The sequence below is a fragment of the Sphingomonas sp. FW306-1B-B10E genome (assembly GCF_058782005.1).
This window is the reverse complement of sequence record NZ_JBYSXG010000007.1, coordinates 52,476-70,034: the sequence shown is the minus strand read 5'-3', so window position 1 is coordinate 70,034 and position 17,559 is coordinate 52,476. Positions and strand designations below refer to the sequence as shown.

The 17,559-nt window shown below is 63.4% G+C and carries 11 protein-coding genes and 1 pseudogene; 7 read left to right on the top strand and 5 right to left on the bottom strand.

Annotation, left to right across the window (positions count from 1 at the left end):
* Positions 1–84 precede the first annotated feature (84 nt).
* Positions 85–1,731, top strand: a complete 1,647-nt coding sequence (locus tag AC3WJI_RS04535; RefSeq protein WP_492756057.1) for a hypothetical protein — start codon at positions 85–87, stop codon at positions 1,729–1,731.
* Between the two features lie 125 nt (positions 1,732–1,856).
* On the opposite strand, the gene AC3WJI_RS04530 is transcribed toward AC3WJI_RS04535, so the two are convergent.
* The gene (locus tag AC3WJI_RS04530; protein ID WP_492756056.1) at positions 1,857–2,378 is read right to left on the bottom strand and encodes a deaminase; all 522 of its coding nucleotides are present in this window, start codon (positions 2,376–2,378) and stop codon (positions 1,857–1,859) included.
* A gap of 249 nt (positions 2,379–2,627) precedes the next feature.
* On the opposite strand from AC3WJI_RS04530, the gene AC3WJI_RS04525 reads away from it, so the two are divergent.
* Positions 2,628–3,149 carry a dCTP deaminase/dUTPase family protein gene (locus AC3WJI_RS04525; protein ID WP_492756055.1) on the top strand — a complete coding sequence of 174 codons (522 nt, stop codon included), beginning with the start codon at positions 2,628–2,630 and terminating at the stop codon, positions 3,147–3,149.
* A gap of 59 nt (positions 3,150–3,208) precedes the next feature.
* On the opposite strand, the gene AC3WJI_RS04520 is transcribed toward AC3WJI_RS04525, so the two are convergent.
* The 4 genes from AC3WJI_RS04520 to AC3WJI_RS04505 all read right to left on the bottom strand — a co-directional run bounded on the left by AC3WJI_RS04520 (position 3,209) and on the right by AC3WJI_RS04505 (position 6,125).
* Positions 3,209–3,814, bottom strand: coding sequence for a GntR family transcriptional regulator (locus AC3WJI_RS04520; RefSeq protein ID WP_492756054.1), 606 nt, complete (start codon positions 3,812–3,814; stop codon positions 3,209–3,211).
* Between the two features lie 4 nt (positions 3,815–3,818).
* On the bottom strand, positions 3,819–4,703 hold the full coding sequence (locus AC3WJI_RS04515) for a phytanoyl-CoA dioxygenase family protein (RefSeq protein WP_492756053.1): 885 nt from the start codon (positions 4,701–4,703) through the stop codon (positions 3,819–3,821).
* The gene (locus AC3WJI_RS04510) at positions 4,703–5,308 is read right to left on the bottom strand and encodes an acyl-homoserine-lactone synthase (RefSeq protein ID WP_492756052.1); all 606 of its coding nucleotides are present in this window, start codon (positions 5,306–5,308) and stop codon (positions 4,703–4,705) included. The genes AC3WJI_RS04515 and AC3WJI_RS04510 overlap by 1 nt, the downstream gene beginning before the upstream one ends.
* A gap of 115 nt (positions 5,309–5,423) precedes the next feature.
* The gene (locus AC3WJI_RS04505; RefSeq protein WP_492756051.1) at positions 5,424–6,125 is read right to left on the bottom strand and encodes an autoinducer binding domain-containing protein; all 702 of its coding nucleotides are present in this window, start codon (positions 6,123–6,125) and stop codon (positions 5,424–5,426) included.
* A gap of 211 nt (positions 6,126–6,336) precedes the next feature.
* On the opposite strand from AC3WJI_RS04505, the pseudogene AC3WJI_RS04500 reads away from it, so the two are divergent.
* From AC3WJI_RS04500 to AC3WJI_RS04480, 5 genes and pseudogenes are all read left to right on the top strand, one after another.
* Positions 6,337–6,534, top strand: a pseudogene (locus AC3WJI_RS04500) (transcriptional regulator domain-containing protein); the annotation flags it as partial.
* 76 nt (positions 6,535–6,610) lie between these two features.
* Positions 6,611–7,126, top strand: a complete 516-nt coding sequence (locus AC3WJI_RS04495; protein ID WP_492756050.1) for a DNA -binding domain-containing protein — start codon at positions 6,611–6,613, stop codon at positions 7,124–7,126.
* 132 nt (positions 7,127–7,258) lie between these two features.
* Positions 7,259–7,432, top strand: coding sequence for a hypothetical protein (locus tag AC3WJI_RS04490; RefSeq protein WP_492756049.1), 174 nt, complete (start codon positions 7,259–7,261; stop codon positions 7,430–7,432).
* Positions 7,420–14,766: a sacsin N-terminal ATP-binding-like domain-containing protein gene (locus tag AC3WJI_RS04485; protein WP_492756048.1), complete on the top strand. Its 7,347-nt coding sequence runs from the start codon at positions 7,420–7,422 to the stop codon at positions 14,764–14,766. The genes AC3WJI_RS04490 and AC3WJI_RS04485 overlap by 13 nt, the downstream gene beginning before the upstream one ends.
* Positions 14,767–14,775: 9 nt before the next feature.
* Complete coding sequence (locus AC3WJI_RS04480; protein WP_492756047.1) at positions 14,776–17,418, top strand: DEAD/DEAH box helicase; 2,643 nt, start codon at positions 14,776–14,778, stop codon at positions 17,416–17,418.
* The last annotated feature ends 141 nt before the right edge of the window (positions 17,419–17,559 follow it).

Below are 17,559 nucleotides of genomic sequence, written 5' to 3'. Positions count from 1 at the left end.
TCGCGCCGCATTGGAGCGGATCCCTCTCGACAAAGGTGACGAGATCGCGAAACGCGATCAGCCGAGCAATGAGGGGCGTCTCATATGACAACGGCGGAACGACGTTTGATCGCTCAGCGCGATAGATACACCGCCGCGGTGACGGGAAACTGGCGCGGCTATGAGCAAGACCTACTGATCTCACTAGTTCGAGCTCTCGACTTCGCCGCTTATTTGCAGTGCGTCTCAAGGGCCGACCACGGTAGCCAGCCCGCGATGATACTTCGCGGCGCGGCAACGGCGCTCCGCCCGCTTCTCCAAGCGGTCCAAGGTATCTCCGGACCGCTTCCATGGGGACCCAGCCCGCTTGAGTACCAACCTGCGTTCGACAATCACTTGGCGACCTGCGGCCGCTTTGCGACGGCGATTCGCTTGGCGGCGATGGAGCGTTACGGCTTAACCAAAACCAAGGTCGTCGGCGACAGAATCCTCATCGAGGCCGTGCCCGACGTCGAGGAAAGGATAGAGGTCGAGGCAGGACACGCGGCAAATGCGCGGGCACGCGCCGCATTGCTCGAACGGCACCCCAATCTGGCGGTGAGGAACCCAGAGGTGCGTAGGCGCTTGGACCGCTACGGCCAGGTCGTCGAGGGCTGGTTCATTGGTTACGACAACGACCAGTTCTTAGTTGACCACTATCGGGGGCACGCCGGCATCGAGGCCGCCGGTACGATCGAAGCTCACGCGCTGCCGGCAACGGCCTCGATAGGCGGTCGTCCTTTCAGCGACTGGAGCGATGCTTCTACCGCCGCCTACGGGACGGTACTGCAGCACGTCGATGCCGCCGGCTGCCTGTGCGAGCGCTTCCCAGAATTGAATCCACGCAACGTGCTGACGGTATTCGCTCGGCGGGACGATATCGTCGACGTCCTGATGGAACGTGGAAACGATCGAACTCGCGCGGAGCAGTTGATGGCCGGGCTTTCCCTAGATGCCGAGAACGTGGCATGGGACGAAAATCGGCACGAGATACCGCTTCCCTACTATATCGACGCTGGCGCAGATTTCGTTCTACTGCCGCTCTTCGGCGGCCTAATGAATTCGCATTCGGGCCTTCTCGACCATCTTCGCCGAACCTATCGCACCGATTGGGATACGATCGTCGAAGGTCGCGAAAGCGTCTTCCGCGAAGACCTGCGGCGGCTCCTCCCGGAGCCGCGATACAAGGTCCTCGAAAAAGGTCTCACGCTTCGTCGAGCGGACAAATCCAAGCTAACCGACTCCGACGCAATCGTCCTGGACCGAGACACCGGCGTCGTCGTATTCGTGCAGCTGAAATGGTACGACGTCCACGGTTTCTGTTTGAAGGAGCGCGACAGCCGACGCGCGAACTTACTCGAAAAAGGCAACCAATGGGTCGATAAGGTTCACGGGTGGATCGGCGGCCGAACTTGCGCCGAGATCGCTAAATTTTACGGATGGGGCGATGCGGCCGATGTCCCGCCCGAGCTCCTTGTCATGGCACGTCACTCCACCCGCTTTACGGGAGAGACGAGATTTGATCCCCGCGCTTCGTGGACCAGTTGGCACGCCCTAACGGAAGCGATGCACGACCCGGCATGCGAAGGTTTTGTCTCGGCGATCACCGAGAGTCGCAATCGCGAGCGGAAGCGGAAGGATTCCGGTGGCACGTCCATCATCGAGCTGCCGGGCATGACGGTGGAAGTTCACACGCCAGCGAGCGGAGCCTAAAAGTCCGTTTGCCGGTGCCGCGGAGGCCCGAAAAATGGTCCTTGGCGAAGCAAACGATCTCCCTGGCAGCGCCCACTATGCCACTTAACATCTGTGAGACGCGGGTGCGGAGATCGTTGGTCAACTCAATCGAGTCGCGTTCCAAGGTAGCGCACCGTCACGCCGGATTGCCGCAAAATTCGAAGGGCGGCGCGCTGAGCCTCGATCCAGCGTTGCTCGCCCGCAAATCCTCTAGGCAAAACGATGCGCGCGATCCCCGACCAAGAAATGGCACGCGCGCAATCGCTGCAAGGGAACCGCGTGCAGTACATGGTCGCACCGACCGTACTCAGCCCGGCCTGCCATGCTTTGAACAACGCTGCTCGTTCGGCATGTTCTATCACGAAATAGCGATCCCCTCCCGCTATGCTTTCGTTCGCCTTCGCCATCGCGGCTGCAAGGCGCGGCGGTAGCACGTTAGCCGATCTCGACAATTCCAGACCATCTTTGACAATGATTGCAGCCACGCCAGATTGGGCTACGATTTGTGCCTTGGGATCGTCGGACTGGCTGCGCTCTTCGAGAGCGATCGCCATGAAATGATGATCAATCTCCGTCTGGCTAGAGAAATCGGCCGGCGGGTAATTCGAGATATCGGGGGGGATCATCGCGTGGTGCTTACTGAGGCTGAGATCGTCAGCAAGGGGATTGTAAGGAACGCGGCACCGAAAGGGCAGCGAGCCACGACATACGATGCCACCGTGGGAGCGATATATCGCGGAGGCGAGTTGGTCGGAGCATCGAGCTTTAAACTTCCGCCGCGAGGCATCGTATGGGTCGTTTCCGCCGAAACCTTCGTCCTGCCCGACACGGTCACCGGGTTGGCGACGCTGAGGACGACCTAGACGCACGATGGCGTGCTGGCGCTCAACGTCGGGATAATCGATCCGGGTTGGGATGGTCCGTTGGCTGCCGCGCTGGTGAATTTCGGCAGCAAAACCTTTGTAATCAAGAAGGGCGAACCCTTCTTCCGCATCCTTTTCCACGAGCATCACGCCACGGGGCACGCGGCAGTCGTGAAGGACGTCGCGACCTACGAAGCCGCCATAATGGACAAATCGAAGATGTTCTCGCGAACATTCTTGGACATGGATTCTCTCGTTACCGAAGTCTCGAATCGCGTCCTCAAACTTCCGCAATGGGCCATAGCGCTCACGATTCTCGGTCTTTTTCTCGCCCTCCTCGGCATCGCCGCGCCCATCGGATACAGTGTCTGGAGCGATGCGAGACTCAGTAGCGCCAAGATGGATTCATTGCAGAAGCAGATCGACGATATGAAGGCCGGGGCGACCTCGGAGATGCGATTGCGCGACGTGGAACGGGAGCTGGCCGATCTCAAGAAGCGCCAACAACGTCCTGCTCCGACGGCTCATAGGTGACCGCAACTGCGTACACGATCCGTGTGACCGACGTACGGTTTGAAGACGGGCAGGGTGGCTTAGAGCCGAGCGATTGCGCTGATCGTCGTATCAACTGCGCGCAGTCTGCGACGGTGGTACTCGCCTATCGTGCGAGCAAGGCCAACCGCGTTGGCAGCCTGGTAATGGCTAAGCAGCGCGCCGTATTCGGCGGCGACGTTGCTCAGTACTTGGATCTCCACCCTACGAATGAGCGCTAGGCGGTCATTCAGGTTCTCGACGGCGTGGGCGCATTCTGCGCTGCCAGTGAGACGAGCAATCCCAAGAAATAAAGCCGGTATCGCCGCTACGAGGTCCGGCGTTGGTGAAGACGGTAGCTCCGAGACGTTCGCCACTCGATGTCGAAGACCTCTGGCCGCCATCCTGATAGTTTGATCCGTCCAGACATACAGATCGCGGAGCGTCGCCTCCGTTATGAGCGGCACGCGGAAACCATTATGGTCTGGTGCTTCGACTAGGCGCTCGCCGGTGAGACGATGCAGCGCGTCGCGAATTGGCGTGATGCTCGAGGCGATCTGCTTGCCGATCAGGGCAGGCTCGATCGGGCTGCCGGGGGGTAGCTCGCCCTCGGCCAACATGCGCTTGAGCTCGTTGTAGACGCGCTCGAAGGTTGCGCCGGGACTCATGGCCTTATCCTCTGGTGCGCTGGCCGGCGACGTGCGCCTCGATCAGCGCCTGCTGGTCCGGGCGCAGCGCATCGACCGCTCCGATTGCGTGGTTGGGTGCGTCGTGGAGCAGGATCGACGGGCATTGGCCCTCGTAGTTGCCGAGATTGGGCCGGTGCTGGCGGTAGCCAATGAGGGCTGCGAGCTCGGGCGGGAAGTGACGAGCAGTCTCCGGCGGATAGGCTAGCCACTGGTTCTCATAGGGCTTTAGCCAGCCCAGGCAGTAGCTGACGATCGCGCCGCGGCGCGTGGCGAAGCTGCGGTTGCCGCCGGCGCCGTGCAGCGTCGAGCCGAGGAACACGAGCGCGTCGCCGGGATCGAGGTCGATGGCGACCGGATCGGTATCGGGGGTCGGATCGAGCGCCTTCGGGCCATGGCTGTCGGGCCAGAGCAGCGTGGTGCCGTTCAGCTCGCGATAGGGCGTGAACGGCCACATCACGTTGACGAGATATTCGGTCGTGCCGATGGCGCCGCGCCACATGTCCTGGTCCCGGTGCGGTAGCTGCGGCAACGCGCCCGGGTGCAATGCAATCGCCTGGGTAAGGTTTAGTTGAATGCAGTCGCACCAAGGCCCGAGGATATGCTCGGCGATGCCGAGGATCTCGGGGTGCGTGACCAGCTCGGCGGCAAGGGGGCTGCGAGCGAGCAGCCGCCCGAAGCGCTTGGTGCGCTCGCCATAGAAACCGCCCCGGCAGAACGGCGTGTCGGCGAAGGTCTGCGCAAGATCATCGTCGAGCGCCCTGATCGTCGCGCTCGGGAGCGCGTTGGGCAGGATGCAATAGCCCTGGTCCAGCAGCTGTCGCATCGGGGCGGGGGCCGGATGGGCGATGGGCTCGAGCCTGGTGGCCATCACGCTGCCTCCTGCTCGAGCTCTCCCGGGGCATGGATGCCGTTGGCGTCGAGCAGCGCGAGCGTGTCCGGGGTGATCTCGATCCGGAGCGCGCCCAGCGTCATCCGGTCGATCGTGCGTGGCTGGCCCAGCAATTCGGCGTGCCAGCCGAACTGGAGGATCTGGTCGAGCCATCCTTGCTCGGCGACGCCGGTATAGGTCGTGATGCCGTGGCCGAGCGCATAGTGGGCGAGCGCGGTGACCAGCGCGTCGCGCCATCGCCGGCGCTCAAGCGCGCGGAGGTTCCGGTCCAGGCAGAACCGGGTGATCTCCCAGGTGCCGGGGCCCGTTGGTGCGGGTGCGGCGCACAGCTCTGCGAACAGGTCGCTCAGGATGTGGGGTCGGGTCGTTGGCAGCAGCCGCGCCGATGCCAGGTGATTCTGGTCGCCATCGGCGAGAATCAGATAGCGGGCGTGCGCATCGTCATACTGGTCGATCTCGAACCGGTCGGCGAGGACCGGCAGGTCCCAGCCGAGCAGGTCGACGAACACCCGCTTCCTGGCTTCGAACATTGCGCGCATCACAGCGTCGCTGGCGGCACTGTCGTCGTCCTGGGTGAACAGCATCGTCGGGCTCCCCATTTCCTGGAGACCCGATGCTGTGCCTGGCGGCCGAAGCTGACCACTCCCCAGAAATGGGGAGTTTTAACGGATCATCGCATCGGTGAAGGTGAGCGCCCCGTCATAGAGGGCATGGATCGCCAGCTGGGTCTTGTTGAAGACTCCGTAACGGCGCCGCGCCTCCTTCATGTGCTGGATCGCCGTGCCATGCCCGATGCCGAGGATCTGCGCCGTCTCCCACTCCGACTTGCCGCGCCCAATAGATGCAATCGCGCTGCCGGTCGCTGAGCCTTGGCCGGTCGAGGTCGAGACGGCGCAGGCCCGAGAGGCGGCGCGCGGCTTCGAACGCCGCCGTGCCGACGAACTGCGCGAGCGGGATCCACTCGACGCGGTAGCTCCGGCCCTGGACGGTAGCGAACGAGCACGAGCCCTCCGACTCGCCGGGAATGTGCGCGGGCACAGTATAGCCGTCCCCGAGACCGGCACGCTTCGAGTGGGCGATGATCTCCTCGTCGCGCCGGCTCAGCTCGATGAGCTCGCGCAGCATCGTCCAGGGAAAGCCGAGATTCCGCAAATGGCTCGCCCGGTGCACCGGGTCCGAGCGGCCAAGCCCCTCGGCATCGAAGAACGCTTCCCATTCGGCGGGATAGTTATGGATACGAATCAACGGCTGTGGCGCCCGCCAGATGTCGACATGATGGGTCAGCGCGTAATAGCGGAACCCCATTTCGCGCGTGATCGCATCAACCAGGCGGTCGAGCTCGACGATGCTGGCAGCGGCCTCCGCCGCGCTTGCGAATTGTTGTGCTGTAGCGACTACCATGAGCATTGCCGTACCGATACGGCGCGCACCCCAAGCCGCGGCGCCCTTGCCCGAGCCATGCCCTTGCCGCGCGCACCGCTTTCCCGTCAGCGCGGCGGTCGGATCGATAAGGGGCCGTGTTTAGTCCGTTCCGGGCGAGAGGGCAAATTCGCGTGGCAGCAACCCGGGCTAAGTCGCTCGGCTGCAAGCCCAATGCCCCGCCGGATTGGCGATGGGGCTCGCGCCTGACCGCCGGCCGGACTGGCGCGACAGCGCGCCCTACCGCGCGCTGGCCGGAATCGATCGCGCCGGCCTAGCCTGGGAATGGCTACGCCGCGATCCAGCCTATGCGATGTTGAGCGCTCGGCTGCGGAGCGCCCGCGGCATGGCACCTCATCTCGAGATGGAGGCGGACGCCCGGGCTTTCGGGCTGTGCTTTCGCCGAGGATGCCGCCCGCCCCGCACCCGAGGCGCGCCTGCTCTGGCACGCGGATCTCGACCCGTTCGTGCTGCAGGTCCGCGCCTTTCCGGTCGAAGGGTCGGACCCCGAGGCGATCGACCTCGCGCGCCTGATGCGCTGGGCGACGATCGTACGTGGCGGCGGTCGAGAGCATGTTGCCCTGTCGGATGGCTGGCATCGCATCCGGATCGACGTCGTCGAGGGCACGCTGGTCGAGGAAGGCCCGGCGCGCCTCGACTATCTTTTGTCCGGGCTGAGCACGGTGGATGCCCATGTCCTGACCCTTCGGCGAATGCTGGGGCTCTGGCGCACTGGACGCTTCGCCGGAACGCTCTATCCGACTGAGCCAGGTCTGCCGCGGCGACTTGAGACACTGCGCATCGGGGATGCAATCGCGGCAGGCGCGTCGTACCGCGAGATGGCCGTCGCCCTCTATGGCGAGGAGAGCGTCCGTGCGGAGTGGAAGGGGCGATCCGACTTCCTGATGTCGCGAATTCGACGGCGCGCATCCGAGGCGCGGGCTATGGCGGCGGGGGGCTGGCGTAGGCTGGTTGGCGGTTGAGCCTTCCGTTCGCTGACCAACGCGGCCGGAAGGCCGTTGCTTGCTCGTTGCCGTGCAAGCCGCTTCGTGCAAACCTTGAGCGGGGCATGCTGAAGGCAATGCAACAGGTGGGGCTAGGTGGGATCTTCAGAAGTGATCGGCGGCATGGCGACTGCGGCTGAACTTGTGATGCACTCGTGGAACAACATCTTTGCCGCGCTCGCGCCGCTGATCGACACTTGTGGCGTCGATCTTGGTGTGCAGAGCAGCACCAAGCTGAACCCCGCCGACGATACAAAGAAGCGGAGTTTCGAATGCCAGGTCTGAAGTCTAGTGCGCGGCAGACGATCAATGCCATCCGCAATCAACTTCGCGACCAATATGGCCCGGCCTCCGTCATCAAGGAAATCATCCAGAACGGCGATGATGCCGGTGCAACGCGGATCGCCGTCATCGGCTTCGCCGGCCTTCCGGGAGCCAATAACCCCTTGCTGCGAGGGGCTGGCCTGCTCGTCGTAAACGACGGGACGCTAACCCGACAACAGTTCGACGCGATGGCTGAGGCGAGCGGAAGCGACAAGGCGCGCGATGTGGCGAAGATTGGGCGCTTCGGTCTCGGCCAGAAGTCCTTGTTCAATCTTTGTGATGCCTTCGTCGTTCAGGGATGGATCGAGGACGAGCACAACATGCTCTCTCATCAGATCATCAACCCCTTCGTCGAGCTCAATCCCAACGCCGACACGCCTGCGCGATCCTGGGAGAGCTTCGGCGATGCCGACAGCGCGGCGATAGCCAATGCTTGCGTGGAAGCTGGATTCGGCACGAAGGGCGTCGCGATTTATATTCCCTTTCGCAGCGCCACGCTGCGCCCTTCCCCTGGCGGCGGATTCACCACCCACGAGCCCAGCCTCGCCGCCATCCTCGCGACCTATGGCGAACGGACCGCGCTTGCCCGGATTGCGTCAGCACTTCGTCACGTCAGCACCATTTCCATCGGCATGAAGGGCGGCACCATGGTGCGGCTCTCGATCGACGAACGCAGCACCCGACTCTCCGGGCCTATAATGGAGGGGGCTTTCACGCGGGTCTTTGCCGGGACGATGGACCTAGGCGAGCCCGGCGCGTCGTCGCGGTTCAGCGGGCGCGAAACGCAACTCGGGCAAGAAATCGCAGGTGCCTTTACTGAGGACAGCCGCTGGCCAACGACCGTCGATCATGACTTCGACAACATCCCTGAGAAAGCGGCACCCCATGGAGCGGTAGTCGTCACCCGGGCGATCGGAGTGCCTGAGGCCGCCCTCCATATCCATATCGGCGCATTCCTGCCCGTCGGCACCCCGCTCGAGACCCGCATACCGCTCGGTGAGCCGACCATCGGCCGGATCGATCTTTTTCTGCATGGCTATTTCTTCGTCGATAGCGGCCGCCAAACGGTCGCCTTCGACCCCGTGCCGGGCGATTCTGACCAGACTTTGCGCAATGCGTGGAACGCGATGGTGCGAAAGGACGCGACCCTTCCCCTGACCCTGCCGCTTTTGCTCGCCGCCTTCGACGACCTATCGCTCACTGCCTCCCAACGACGTGTCGTCGCCAGGGCGATCCGATCGAGCCAATGGTGGGACAATTTCGCGACCTATGCCGCTGGTGAAAGCGCGCTCGTCGAGGGCTTCAACGATGCGGGCGCGCTGCATTGGACCTTGGCGCCTGCCGCCTCGATCAGGCCCCTTGCGCCGACCGATCGGCTTGCGCCGGACATGGTCGCGCGCCTGTTCCCCGGCTTCTTGCAATGGGCATCTAGCCACGAGCGCGTGCTGACCCCCGATCGTAGGGCGGTCCTAGCGAACCGCAGCCCGCGATGGCCGGACGAGGAGCTTGCAGGGCTGCTCGACACTCTCGATCCCCGCGCCCTGCACCGCAGTCCTGTCGACGCTGCCCAGCCATTCGGCGACCTGCTTGAGGCGGTGCTAGGCGAAGGCTATCCACAGAGCCGCCGCAAGCTGGTGGAACTCATCCGCCGGGCCTTCGTCGCCGAGGCGCCGCTGGCAAGCCCAACCGCACTTGCTCGGATTGTGGCCCACGCGCCTTCGAGCCAATTGTTCGCGTTGCCAAACAGCGTCGAGAACCGGCAGATTCTGCGAGCGCTCGCATCGGCGAGTCCCGAGATGCTGGCCATTCGTGCCGTGATTGCCCCTCCGGCCGGGGTGCCGCCAACTGCTGCTGCGCTTCCGGTGGGGGTGACAATCGCGTGGCTCGAGGCCCTCGAGCCCATGCTCACCGACAGTGGTGACCTTGGCGAGCAGGCCAACGCGGCGGCTGCGGCCATTCTTGGCGCCGGCCCGGCACTGACCGAGCTTCTCCTCAACGAGCGTGCTCGTCATTTGCGCGTGGTCAGGGTTCGTCGTGTTGGCAGCAACGATTTCGAGCCCTTTTCCCTTGCTGCACTAGCCGAGCTGGCTGACCGCGGCCGTCTTTTCACCAATCAACCGGGAGGCCTGCTCCCGGCGCTGGCCGCGGCGGTAGAGGATGTAGAACTCTATGCCGTGCGACTACCGGACGGTAGCGGTGCCGCTGCTAAGCTGGGCCTCCAGACGCCGGGTAGCGCGTCGGCAGCCGCGCGGATCCTATCGGACGCCCGCCGCTTCGGCGGAGTCGAAGCGCGCGGCGCGCTGCTTGCGCAGCTCCTGCGGACTGAAGGATTCGAATCCTCGCTGCTGCGCATCTTGTGCATTGGCGAGCCGGAGGCAGCCCAACTTGGCGCGGAGCTCGTGGCACTGCCCGACACCGTGCCCGCGCTCGCACGCCTGGCCACGGACGCGGCGCGCGCCCTTGGTACCAGCAAGCTTGTCCCGCCAGCAATCGCCGACAATCTGTCGGGCGCCGATCGCCGCAGGCTCGCTATCGCAAGCCTCGAGCCGAATGCGATGGCCGACCTGATCGCCCAGGCCCATCGCGAAGGCCTCATGGATAGACTCAGTGACGATGACGCGCAGGCGATACTGCGCAGCGACCTGTCGCCGGAGATACTCCAGCGCCTTCCCCTTTTTCGGACGCGCGATGGCCGCCTTGCGAGTGTCGACGCGCCCCTGTTTCGTATGGCGGATTTTCCCGTATCGCCTTTGCTCGCCAGCACCGTCGCGCTGCTCGACCCGTGGCCCGACAGGGTCTTGGCTAAGGTCCAGGAGTGCATTCCGCCTTGGAGTGCAGCCGCGCAGATCGAAGCAGCCCTCGCCCAGGCCGAGGTGGCGGATTTTGCAGAAGCCATCCTGGATGCCATTGTGGTGGCATCAGAACCAGACCTTCAGGGCGTGCGGGCGCGCTTGCTGTCAGCGCGCTGGATTCCGGACGGCGAAGGTGGCGCCAGGTCGGGTAGCGAGATCCTGTGCCTTGCCCCCGAGGTGGACGCTGAGCTTCGGGCGCTCATTCCCGATGCCTCTTTCGTCCCGTTCGACCGGCTGCCTGGCTTGGTGCGCGACCATCGCGCGGTAGCGCATCTGCGCGAGCTGATCCTGCCGGGGGACGCGGACTCCTTGACGGCGCTCGAACTACTGGTCGAGGATGCAGCCTTGATCGGAGTGGTAGTCGACCCGCGCGCCGAACTCCGAAATCTGTCAGAATTGGCGCTGACACGATCCGATCTTGATCTCCCGGCCTGGCCGTTCCTGTCGGCGCTTCTCCGGGCGGCGACCGACCCCAGCAGCACCCTTGCCGTGGCCGAGGCCTTGCGTGGCGTCCCACCCCAAGGGCAATTGGTCGACCATCTCAATGCCGTGGCAGCAGCCGCGACAGCTTCCACGGCCGGGTCGAAAGCTGCAGCGCAAATTCACGCGGCGACGTTTGCGGCCACCGTCGATGTCCTGGTCGGGCCGGCGAGCGCCACTCCGCCCGAGCTGCTGTTACCTGCGAGTTCCGGGCATTTCCGTCGCGCCGACCAGATAGCGCTGCGTGCCCACGGTGCTGATCCCGCCTTTGTGCTGGACGAACGCTACGCTGCACTCTTGCCGTCGGCTCCGGAGCACCCATTAGGAACCGACGACGGCAACGCCAATGCCGAAGCACCTTCGGCTGACCTCGACGCAGAGCGTGCGAGGTTTGCCGCAGCCATGCGCGCCTATTTCGAACCGTGGCGCGGGCTTGTACCGGCCGACGCGATTGTTTTCCTGTTGGGCCTGCTGGGGCGCGATCCAGAGATCGTGGCGTTGGTAGGGACATGGGAAGCCGAGACGCGACGCGGGTCCCATGCCTTGATATGGCAGTCGCTCGATGAAGCGCTCGCGCCCCACATGGAGTCGGATGACCTCCGCTCGGTCCTCGACGCTACCCTGCTGAGGGCATCGATCGTGACCCAGGAAGTCAGTGTCCGATCGGCCGCCGGCACTTTATGCTCGATCCCGCTGGGCGGTGAAGGCCAGAACCTCCTGGTTGGAGATCCGCTAGGCACGCGGCATCGCCTCAATGATGCTCAGGGTCGATCTGTCCATGTCGTCGACCTCGCGCTGGTACGATACTGCACCTCGGATCGTCGCACGGCGAGAAGGCTGTTCGAGCAATTTATCAATGGCCTGTGCCCCGCGCTCCTCCTGGCGATGCCGTCGCAGCGCGAAGCATTATTCAACGCGTTCGAGCTAAGTTTCGAGATCGAACAGGTCACGATAGACGAGGCGATCGCAAAGCTGCGCGATCAGGCGCCGAGCCACATCCGCACACTCGTGCTCCCCGACGCAGGCGCGGTGCGGTCCGCGCTTCACCGCTTCGACATGGTGCCTGCCAGGGAGACGACCTTGCTGGCGTTGGCCAAAGACGGGCTGTGGAACAGCTTGCAAGAACCGGCGGCCGCGGACGAGCTGTTGGCCGCTGTCCGGGCGAAAATCGCCCAGATGGGTTATTCGGAAGCGAGGGTACTCTTCGAACTGCTCCAGAACGCGGACGACGCTTACGTCCAGATGGATGCCCCTTCGGGCGAGCTATGCATTGAAGTGACCCGGGAGAACGGAGCACCCTCGAACCTTTCGCTGATTCATTGGGGCCGACCGATCAACCATCCCGGCCGAGGAATGAGCGAGACACGGCAGCGGGGATTTCGAAACGATCTCTATAATATGCTCGCGATCAATCATTCCGAAAAGCCGGCCGAATTGGGCACCACTGGGAAATTCGGGCTCGGCTTCAAGACCGTGCATATGATCAGTAGCTCGGCCCGCATCGCCAGCGGATTCATCGCCGCCGAGATCGTAGGCGGGTTCATCCCATGCGAATGGCCATCGGGCGTCGAGGCTGCACGCGACCATGCGCGGAGCAGCTTAGCAGCGACTCTCACCGCACTGCCGATCGACGAGGATAAATCCGAGGAGGCCGAGACCGCGCTAGCCGCATTCCTCGCCTGCATCGAATGGCTACCGGCGTGCGCGAGGCGCATCCGCGATATCACGATAGCCGATGTTTCCGGAGGGACCTTCGGAACCGATATCGATCCCCTGCCGGGAGACCGGTCGCCAGAAGGCCTGGCTGTGGTTCGAAATCGTGGCAGCGGGCGACGGCGGGCGTTGCGGTTCGATCTCGGCGACGGCTTCATGATGTTGATCGGCATCGGTCTGTCGGGGCCAGAACGCATTCATTCCAGCAGCGCTATCTGGAACCTCGTTCCGCTCGAGGAACAAAACCAATCTGGATGGATCCTCAACGGGCCTTTCGAAGTCGACCCTGGGCGCAGCCACATCAAGGGTTCCGTCGAACAGCAACAAGAATTCTTCCGTCGCCTTGGGTCCCGCCTTGGCGAGCAGCTGACCGCGCTGTTCGACGTCGTAGAGCAAGACCCTGCCGGTTTCGCTGCCACCTTCGGCATTGATCCGACATGCATGCCGCGGTTTTGGAGCGGGCTTGCGACGCTTTTCGAGCGCGATGCCCGGGGGATTCGCGAAGCGCAGCTCCATCTGGATGATCGCGGCCTTGGCGGGTTGTGGCGAGCCCGAGCCGCGCTGGCTACCGGACTGCCACCCCCTTATGACCTGCCTGTGCGCGCGACGGAGGTCCGGCTCCGAACGTCCGCTGTCCTCTCCAATCCCTCGGTCTATGGTAGTGTCGCAACCTGGCCCGCGCTCCTGGCGCTCAGCGGAACGATCGTGTCCTGGGAGGTTGGCGAGCGCCTCCTCGCCCTGCGCGCTGCGTCGCCTTCGCCCTTATCGCTGGCAAACTTGCTGGCGCGTGAGCTGGGTGAAGATCGACAGGTCGATCGCGCCAAGGCCGAGCGCATCGGTACGGTATTGACGCTCACGACCGTCGAACAGCAGGAGTTTGCAATCGAGCGCAATGACCTGCTGAATGTGGCCGCCAATTCCCTGTTCCTGTCGAGCGCCGGCACATGGTCGACTCCGCGGCTCCTCGTTATGCCGGAGAGTCCAGAGGAGACTGAACGCGCCCGTGCTGCCTTTGCGCCCGATGAGAACCGGCTGTCCCCTGTTTATGACGGCGACGCACTGGCATTCTTCCGGCTAGCGCGTGTTCGCTCCGGCTTTGTTCCGAGCGTGGCGCTCCTACGTGGCTGGGCGGATCGCGCCACCGACCTGCCAAGGCAGCAGGCGTTTTTGCGCTACCTGCTTCTCGACCAAAATCTCGCTCGCTCAGTGGGAGACGACCCGCTCGATTGGCTACCCTCGCCACTCGGGCTGTTGCGTGGTCATGTGCTTTGCGACGGCTGGGCCGAGGGCGACGTCACCCTTTTGCTGGCCCTGATGGCGCAGATGCCTCCCATTCAACCGCCCTCGTTCATTCCCCCGCCGCCGCCCCCCGCAGATCCGACTGAGTTTCTGGAGGCAATCCATGACTGGTGGCTGGGCGCGCGGGCGCAAGAAGTTCCGGCCTATGACGAGGCACTTTACCCCGAGGACTTCGATTGTACACTTTTGCGGGCGGGCGATCCGACCACGTGGTTCACGATGTTCGCCATCGCTGTGTTCCACACCCTCGGGCGAACCCAGGAGGAGCAGTTTAGGGGCTTCATTCAACGCGCGATGCAGGATGGCTGGTGGGCCGACCTAGCGGACTTGGCCGCGACCAATGATCAGCAGGCCTGGATTGACCGGCTGGTCGAATGGAGCGAACCGGACGCGGGCGACCAGATATTCGTCCCTTGGCACCGGTGTTTGGTCGACCTCTACGCTGTCGCGCGCTTCCTACCAGAATTTACGCGTATCATCCGTAGCCTTCCGGCGATCATTCGCGCTGAGGGCGACATCGCCTTGCGAGACCTAACGCGCCCGTTCCAGTCGCAGATCATCGGCGCGATGGGCATCAACGCGGCGACCATCGACCGATCGATTGGCATGGGCATCAACTGGTTGATCCGCGAGCTGGTACGCAACTCCGTCTATGATCCCGCCGACGCGCCACTGCTCCATCGCTATTGCTGGACCGCGTCAAGGCGAGTTCGGCGGCTCCTACGTTGCGCCAATATCCGGCTTGGCCCGCCGGGGGATATGGATTTGACCGGCCTCGAATATGATGAGATCGTCGCGGCAATCGGTCTGCCGCGCGCTTTGTTCAGCGGCGATTTCGATCTTCCCCTGCAGCTTATAGCCCGTAGGGACTATCGCGAGGAGCTGCTCGAAGCTCTGGACGCTGCCGGCATTGACAGTGCAGTGCTCGGCCCGCTCGACGAAGAAGAATAGGGTAGGTTGATGTTCGAGCCGGGAGCGAAGGTACAGCATTCCGTTCATGGCGTGGGCAGGGTCGTGGCCGATGTCGGGGATATCGTCCTGGTGCGGTTCGATGGCCGCGTCGAATCCCTTTTGCGCGAAGATCTGCGCCTTGAAGTCTCCCTTGGTAACACCGCCGGCCTTGAGGCGGTAGATAGTCGAGCGGCGCTGCTGAGGGCGCAGGCGCTAGCGATCCGCTCGATAAATGATCAATGGGGCGTATTCTCCCGCTCGCGGGTCCAGTTGCTCCCCCATCAGCTCTGGGTATGCCACCGGGTCAACAGCCAGTGGCCGTTTCGCTGGCTCATCGCCGACGACGTCGGCCTGGGTAAGACGATCGAATGTGGCCTGGTGCTCATGCCCCTCATTGCCAGCGGCAAGGTCAAGCGACTGCTGATCCTGGCCCCCGCGAAGCTCGTGCCACAGTGGCAGGCGCGCATGCGGCAGATGTTTGACATCCGGCTCCAGGCCTATTCCAAGGACAGCGACACCGACCGTCTCGACTTCTGGGGCACGGCAAATATGGTGGTCGCATCGATCCACACCCTGCGCGATGATCGTCGTGGTGCGCGGACACGGCTTCTCGAAGCGGAGCCGTGGGATGTGGTTGTGGTTGACGAGGCCCACCACTTGAACGCGGATGAGCGGCTCGGTGAAACGCTGAGCTATAGCCTCTTGGCAGATCTCGAGGCTCGACGCCGGGTCAACTCGCTGCTGTTCTTTACCGGCACTCCGCATCGCGGAAAGGATTTCGGCTTTCTCTCGCTCATGCGCCTTGTGCGGTCGGACCTATTCAGTCCGGATCATGACCCATGGCCTCAGATGGCTGACCTGTCGAAGGCGATGATCCGAAACAACAAGGCGATGACGACGGACCTGCAGGGGAAGAAGCTGTTCACCGAAATGACGGTGATGAGCCGTGAGTATCATTTCAGCGAGGCGGAGCAGACTTTCTACAACACGCTCAGCGCGTTCATCGTGGACGGCCGCGCGTACGCCGCCACTTTCGATGGTCGAGCGCAGTCGGCGCGGATGCTGCTGCTTATCACGCTTCAAAAGCTTGCGGCGAGCTCCATAGCCGCGATTCGGCACGCACTCACCAATCGGCGCAACAAGCTGTCGGAGTTGTCTGGCCAAGGGAAGACGCGCGCCGAATATCCGGTCGAGCCGGACGGCTGTGAAGACTTGGACAGCCACGCAGAGTTCGACGAGGCGCTCCCGACCGCGATGGTTTCGGGCCTGACCGATGATGAAATAGAGCGTCTGGACGAGTTGATTGGCCTGGCCGACCGTGTGGAACAGGAAACCAAAATAGCATCACTCGTGGAGTTGATCGGGTCCGAGCTGCCGTTCAACGAGCCCGTGCTATTGTTCACCGAGTATAAGGCGACCCAGGCGCTGGTCGTAAATGCGCTCCATCAACGTTTCGGACATGGCACTGCCGCCTTCATCAACGGCGATGAACGCCTTGAGGGATTGATCGATCGCCACGGCGTTCCGAAGGCGCGCAAATATGCGCGGGAAGCGGCGGCGGATGCGCTGAACGACGGTTCTGTGCGCTTCCTAGTGTCTACCGAGGCCGCCGGCGAAGGCATCGATCTCCAGCAGCGTTGTGCAACGTTGATCCACGTGGACATGCCATGGAACCCCATGCGCCTGCATCAGCGCGTCGGGCGACTTTCACGCTACGGCCAGACGCGCCCGGTCAGCGTTTTCATCCTGCGCAATCCCGACACGGTCGAGGCGCGGATCTGGGGACTCTTGAACTCGAAGCTCGAGCGCATCCAGCAGGCCCTCGGCACCGTCATGGAAGATCGCGAGGATATCAGCCAGCTTGTGGTTGGCATGGCTGGATCGGGCTATTTCGATACTCTGTTCGCCAGCGCCCCCCGAGAGGGCGGGGAACGTCTCGAAAATTGGTTTAATCGCGAGACGGCGACCTTGGGCGGCGAAGATATCGTCGAGCGCGTCAAGACGATGCTGGGGCACGTCGCCCGGTTCGATTTCCAACAGGTGGGCAAGGACCTCCCTAAGGTCGACCTGCCCGACCTGGAGCGCTTCTTCTCAGGCATCATCGCCCTCAATGGCCGCCGCGTTTTCAAGCGAGACGATGGGCTGGAGATCAAGACGCCCGAGGTCTGGATGCGGCAGGACTATGCGCTTGCAGACCGCTATGAGGGGTTGGCGTTCGACAGGGCGCTGTCGGGCCCAGCCGCATCGACAAGGGTGATTGGCGTTGGCCATCGTCTTTTCGATCGGTCGCTCCGTGAAGCGGAGAACCTGTCGGTCGCAGTCGGTCTCTGCGCGCGCCTCGAATGGCCTCTCCTGCTCGTCGCGATCGAAGACGAAGTCACCGGGACGCAAGCGCAGGTTAGCCGCATCGTAGTCGGTCTGTATCGGGATGCGGAAGGTGTGCACGTCGTCCGCGACTGGGAGTTGCTGCTGATTCTCAATGGCCTCGGAGCCGTCGACGTCGACGCATCGCCTGGCGTTGCCGCGGCGGTGGCCGAGGCGACCAAGCTCGTCGAGGATGCAAAAGCCGATCTCATCGCAGAGGCTCCGTTGATGACGCGCGCTCGGCCCTGGCTCGAAATTCTGCTGCTTCCTGATGCTCCCGCGAGCTGAAGATCAGTTTAGGGCGCCGACTGCTGTCTGACTGACACAGCCGCAACCGTTCAGCCGTCGATGGACGCGCAAGCGATGCTCCGATCAGAGACACCGGATGCGACCGCGGCGAGCCTCGGGTGATGCATTCGATCGGGGTGG

Excerpts from the sequence above, each read along its gene's own strand:
- AC3WJI_RS04520 (WP_492756054.1), bottom strand. The coding sequence starts at position 3,814 with ATGAGTCCCGGCGCAACCTTCGAGCGCGTCTACAACGAGCTCAAGCGC.
- AC3WJI_RS04510 (WP_492756052.1), bottom strand. The coding sequence starts at position 5,308 with ATGCTGTTCACCCAGGACGACGACAGTGCCGCCAGCGACGCTGTGATG.
- AC3WJI_RS04530 (WP_492756056.1), bottom strand. The coding sequence starts at position 2,378 with ATGATCCCCCCCGATATCTCGAATTACCCGCCGGCCGATTTCTCTAGC.
- AC3WJI_RS04515 (WP_492756053.1), bottom strand. The coding sequence starts at position 4,703 with ATGGCCACCAGGCTCGAGCCCATCGCCCATCCGGCCCCCGCCCCGATG.
- AC3WJI_RS04505 (WP_492756051.1), bottom strand. The coding sequence starts at position 6,125 with ATGGTAGTCGCTACAGCACAACAATTCGCAAGCGCGGCGGAGGCCGCT.
- AC3WJI_RS04535 (WP_492756057.1), top strand. The coding sequence starts at position 85 with ATGACAACGGCGGAACGACGTTTGATCGCTCAGCGCGATAGATACACC.
- AC3WJI_RS04485 (WP_492756048.1), top strand. The coding sequence starts at position 7,420 with ATGCCAGGTCTGAAGTCTAGTGCGCGGCAGACGATCAATGCCATCCGC.
- AC3WJI_RS04480 (WP_492756047.1), top strand. The coding sequence starts at position 14,776 with ATGTTCGAGCCGGGAGCGAAGGTACAGCATTCCGTTCATGGCGTGGGC.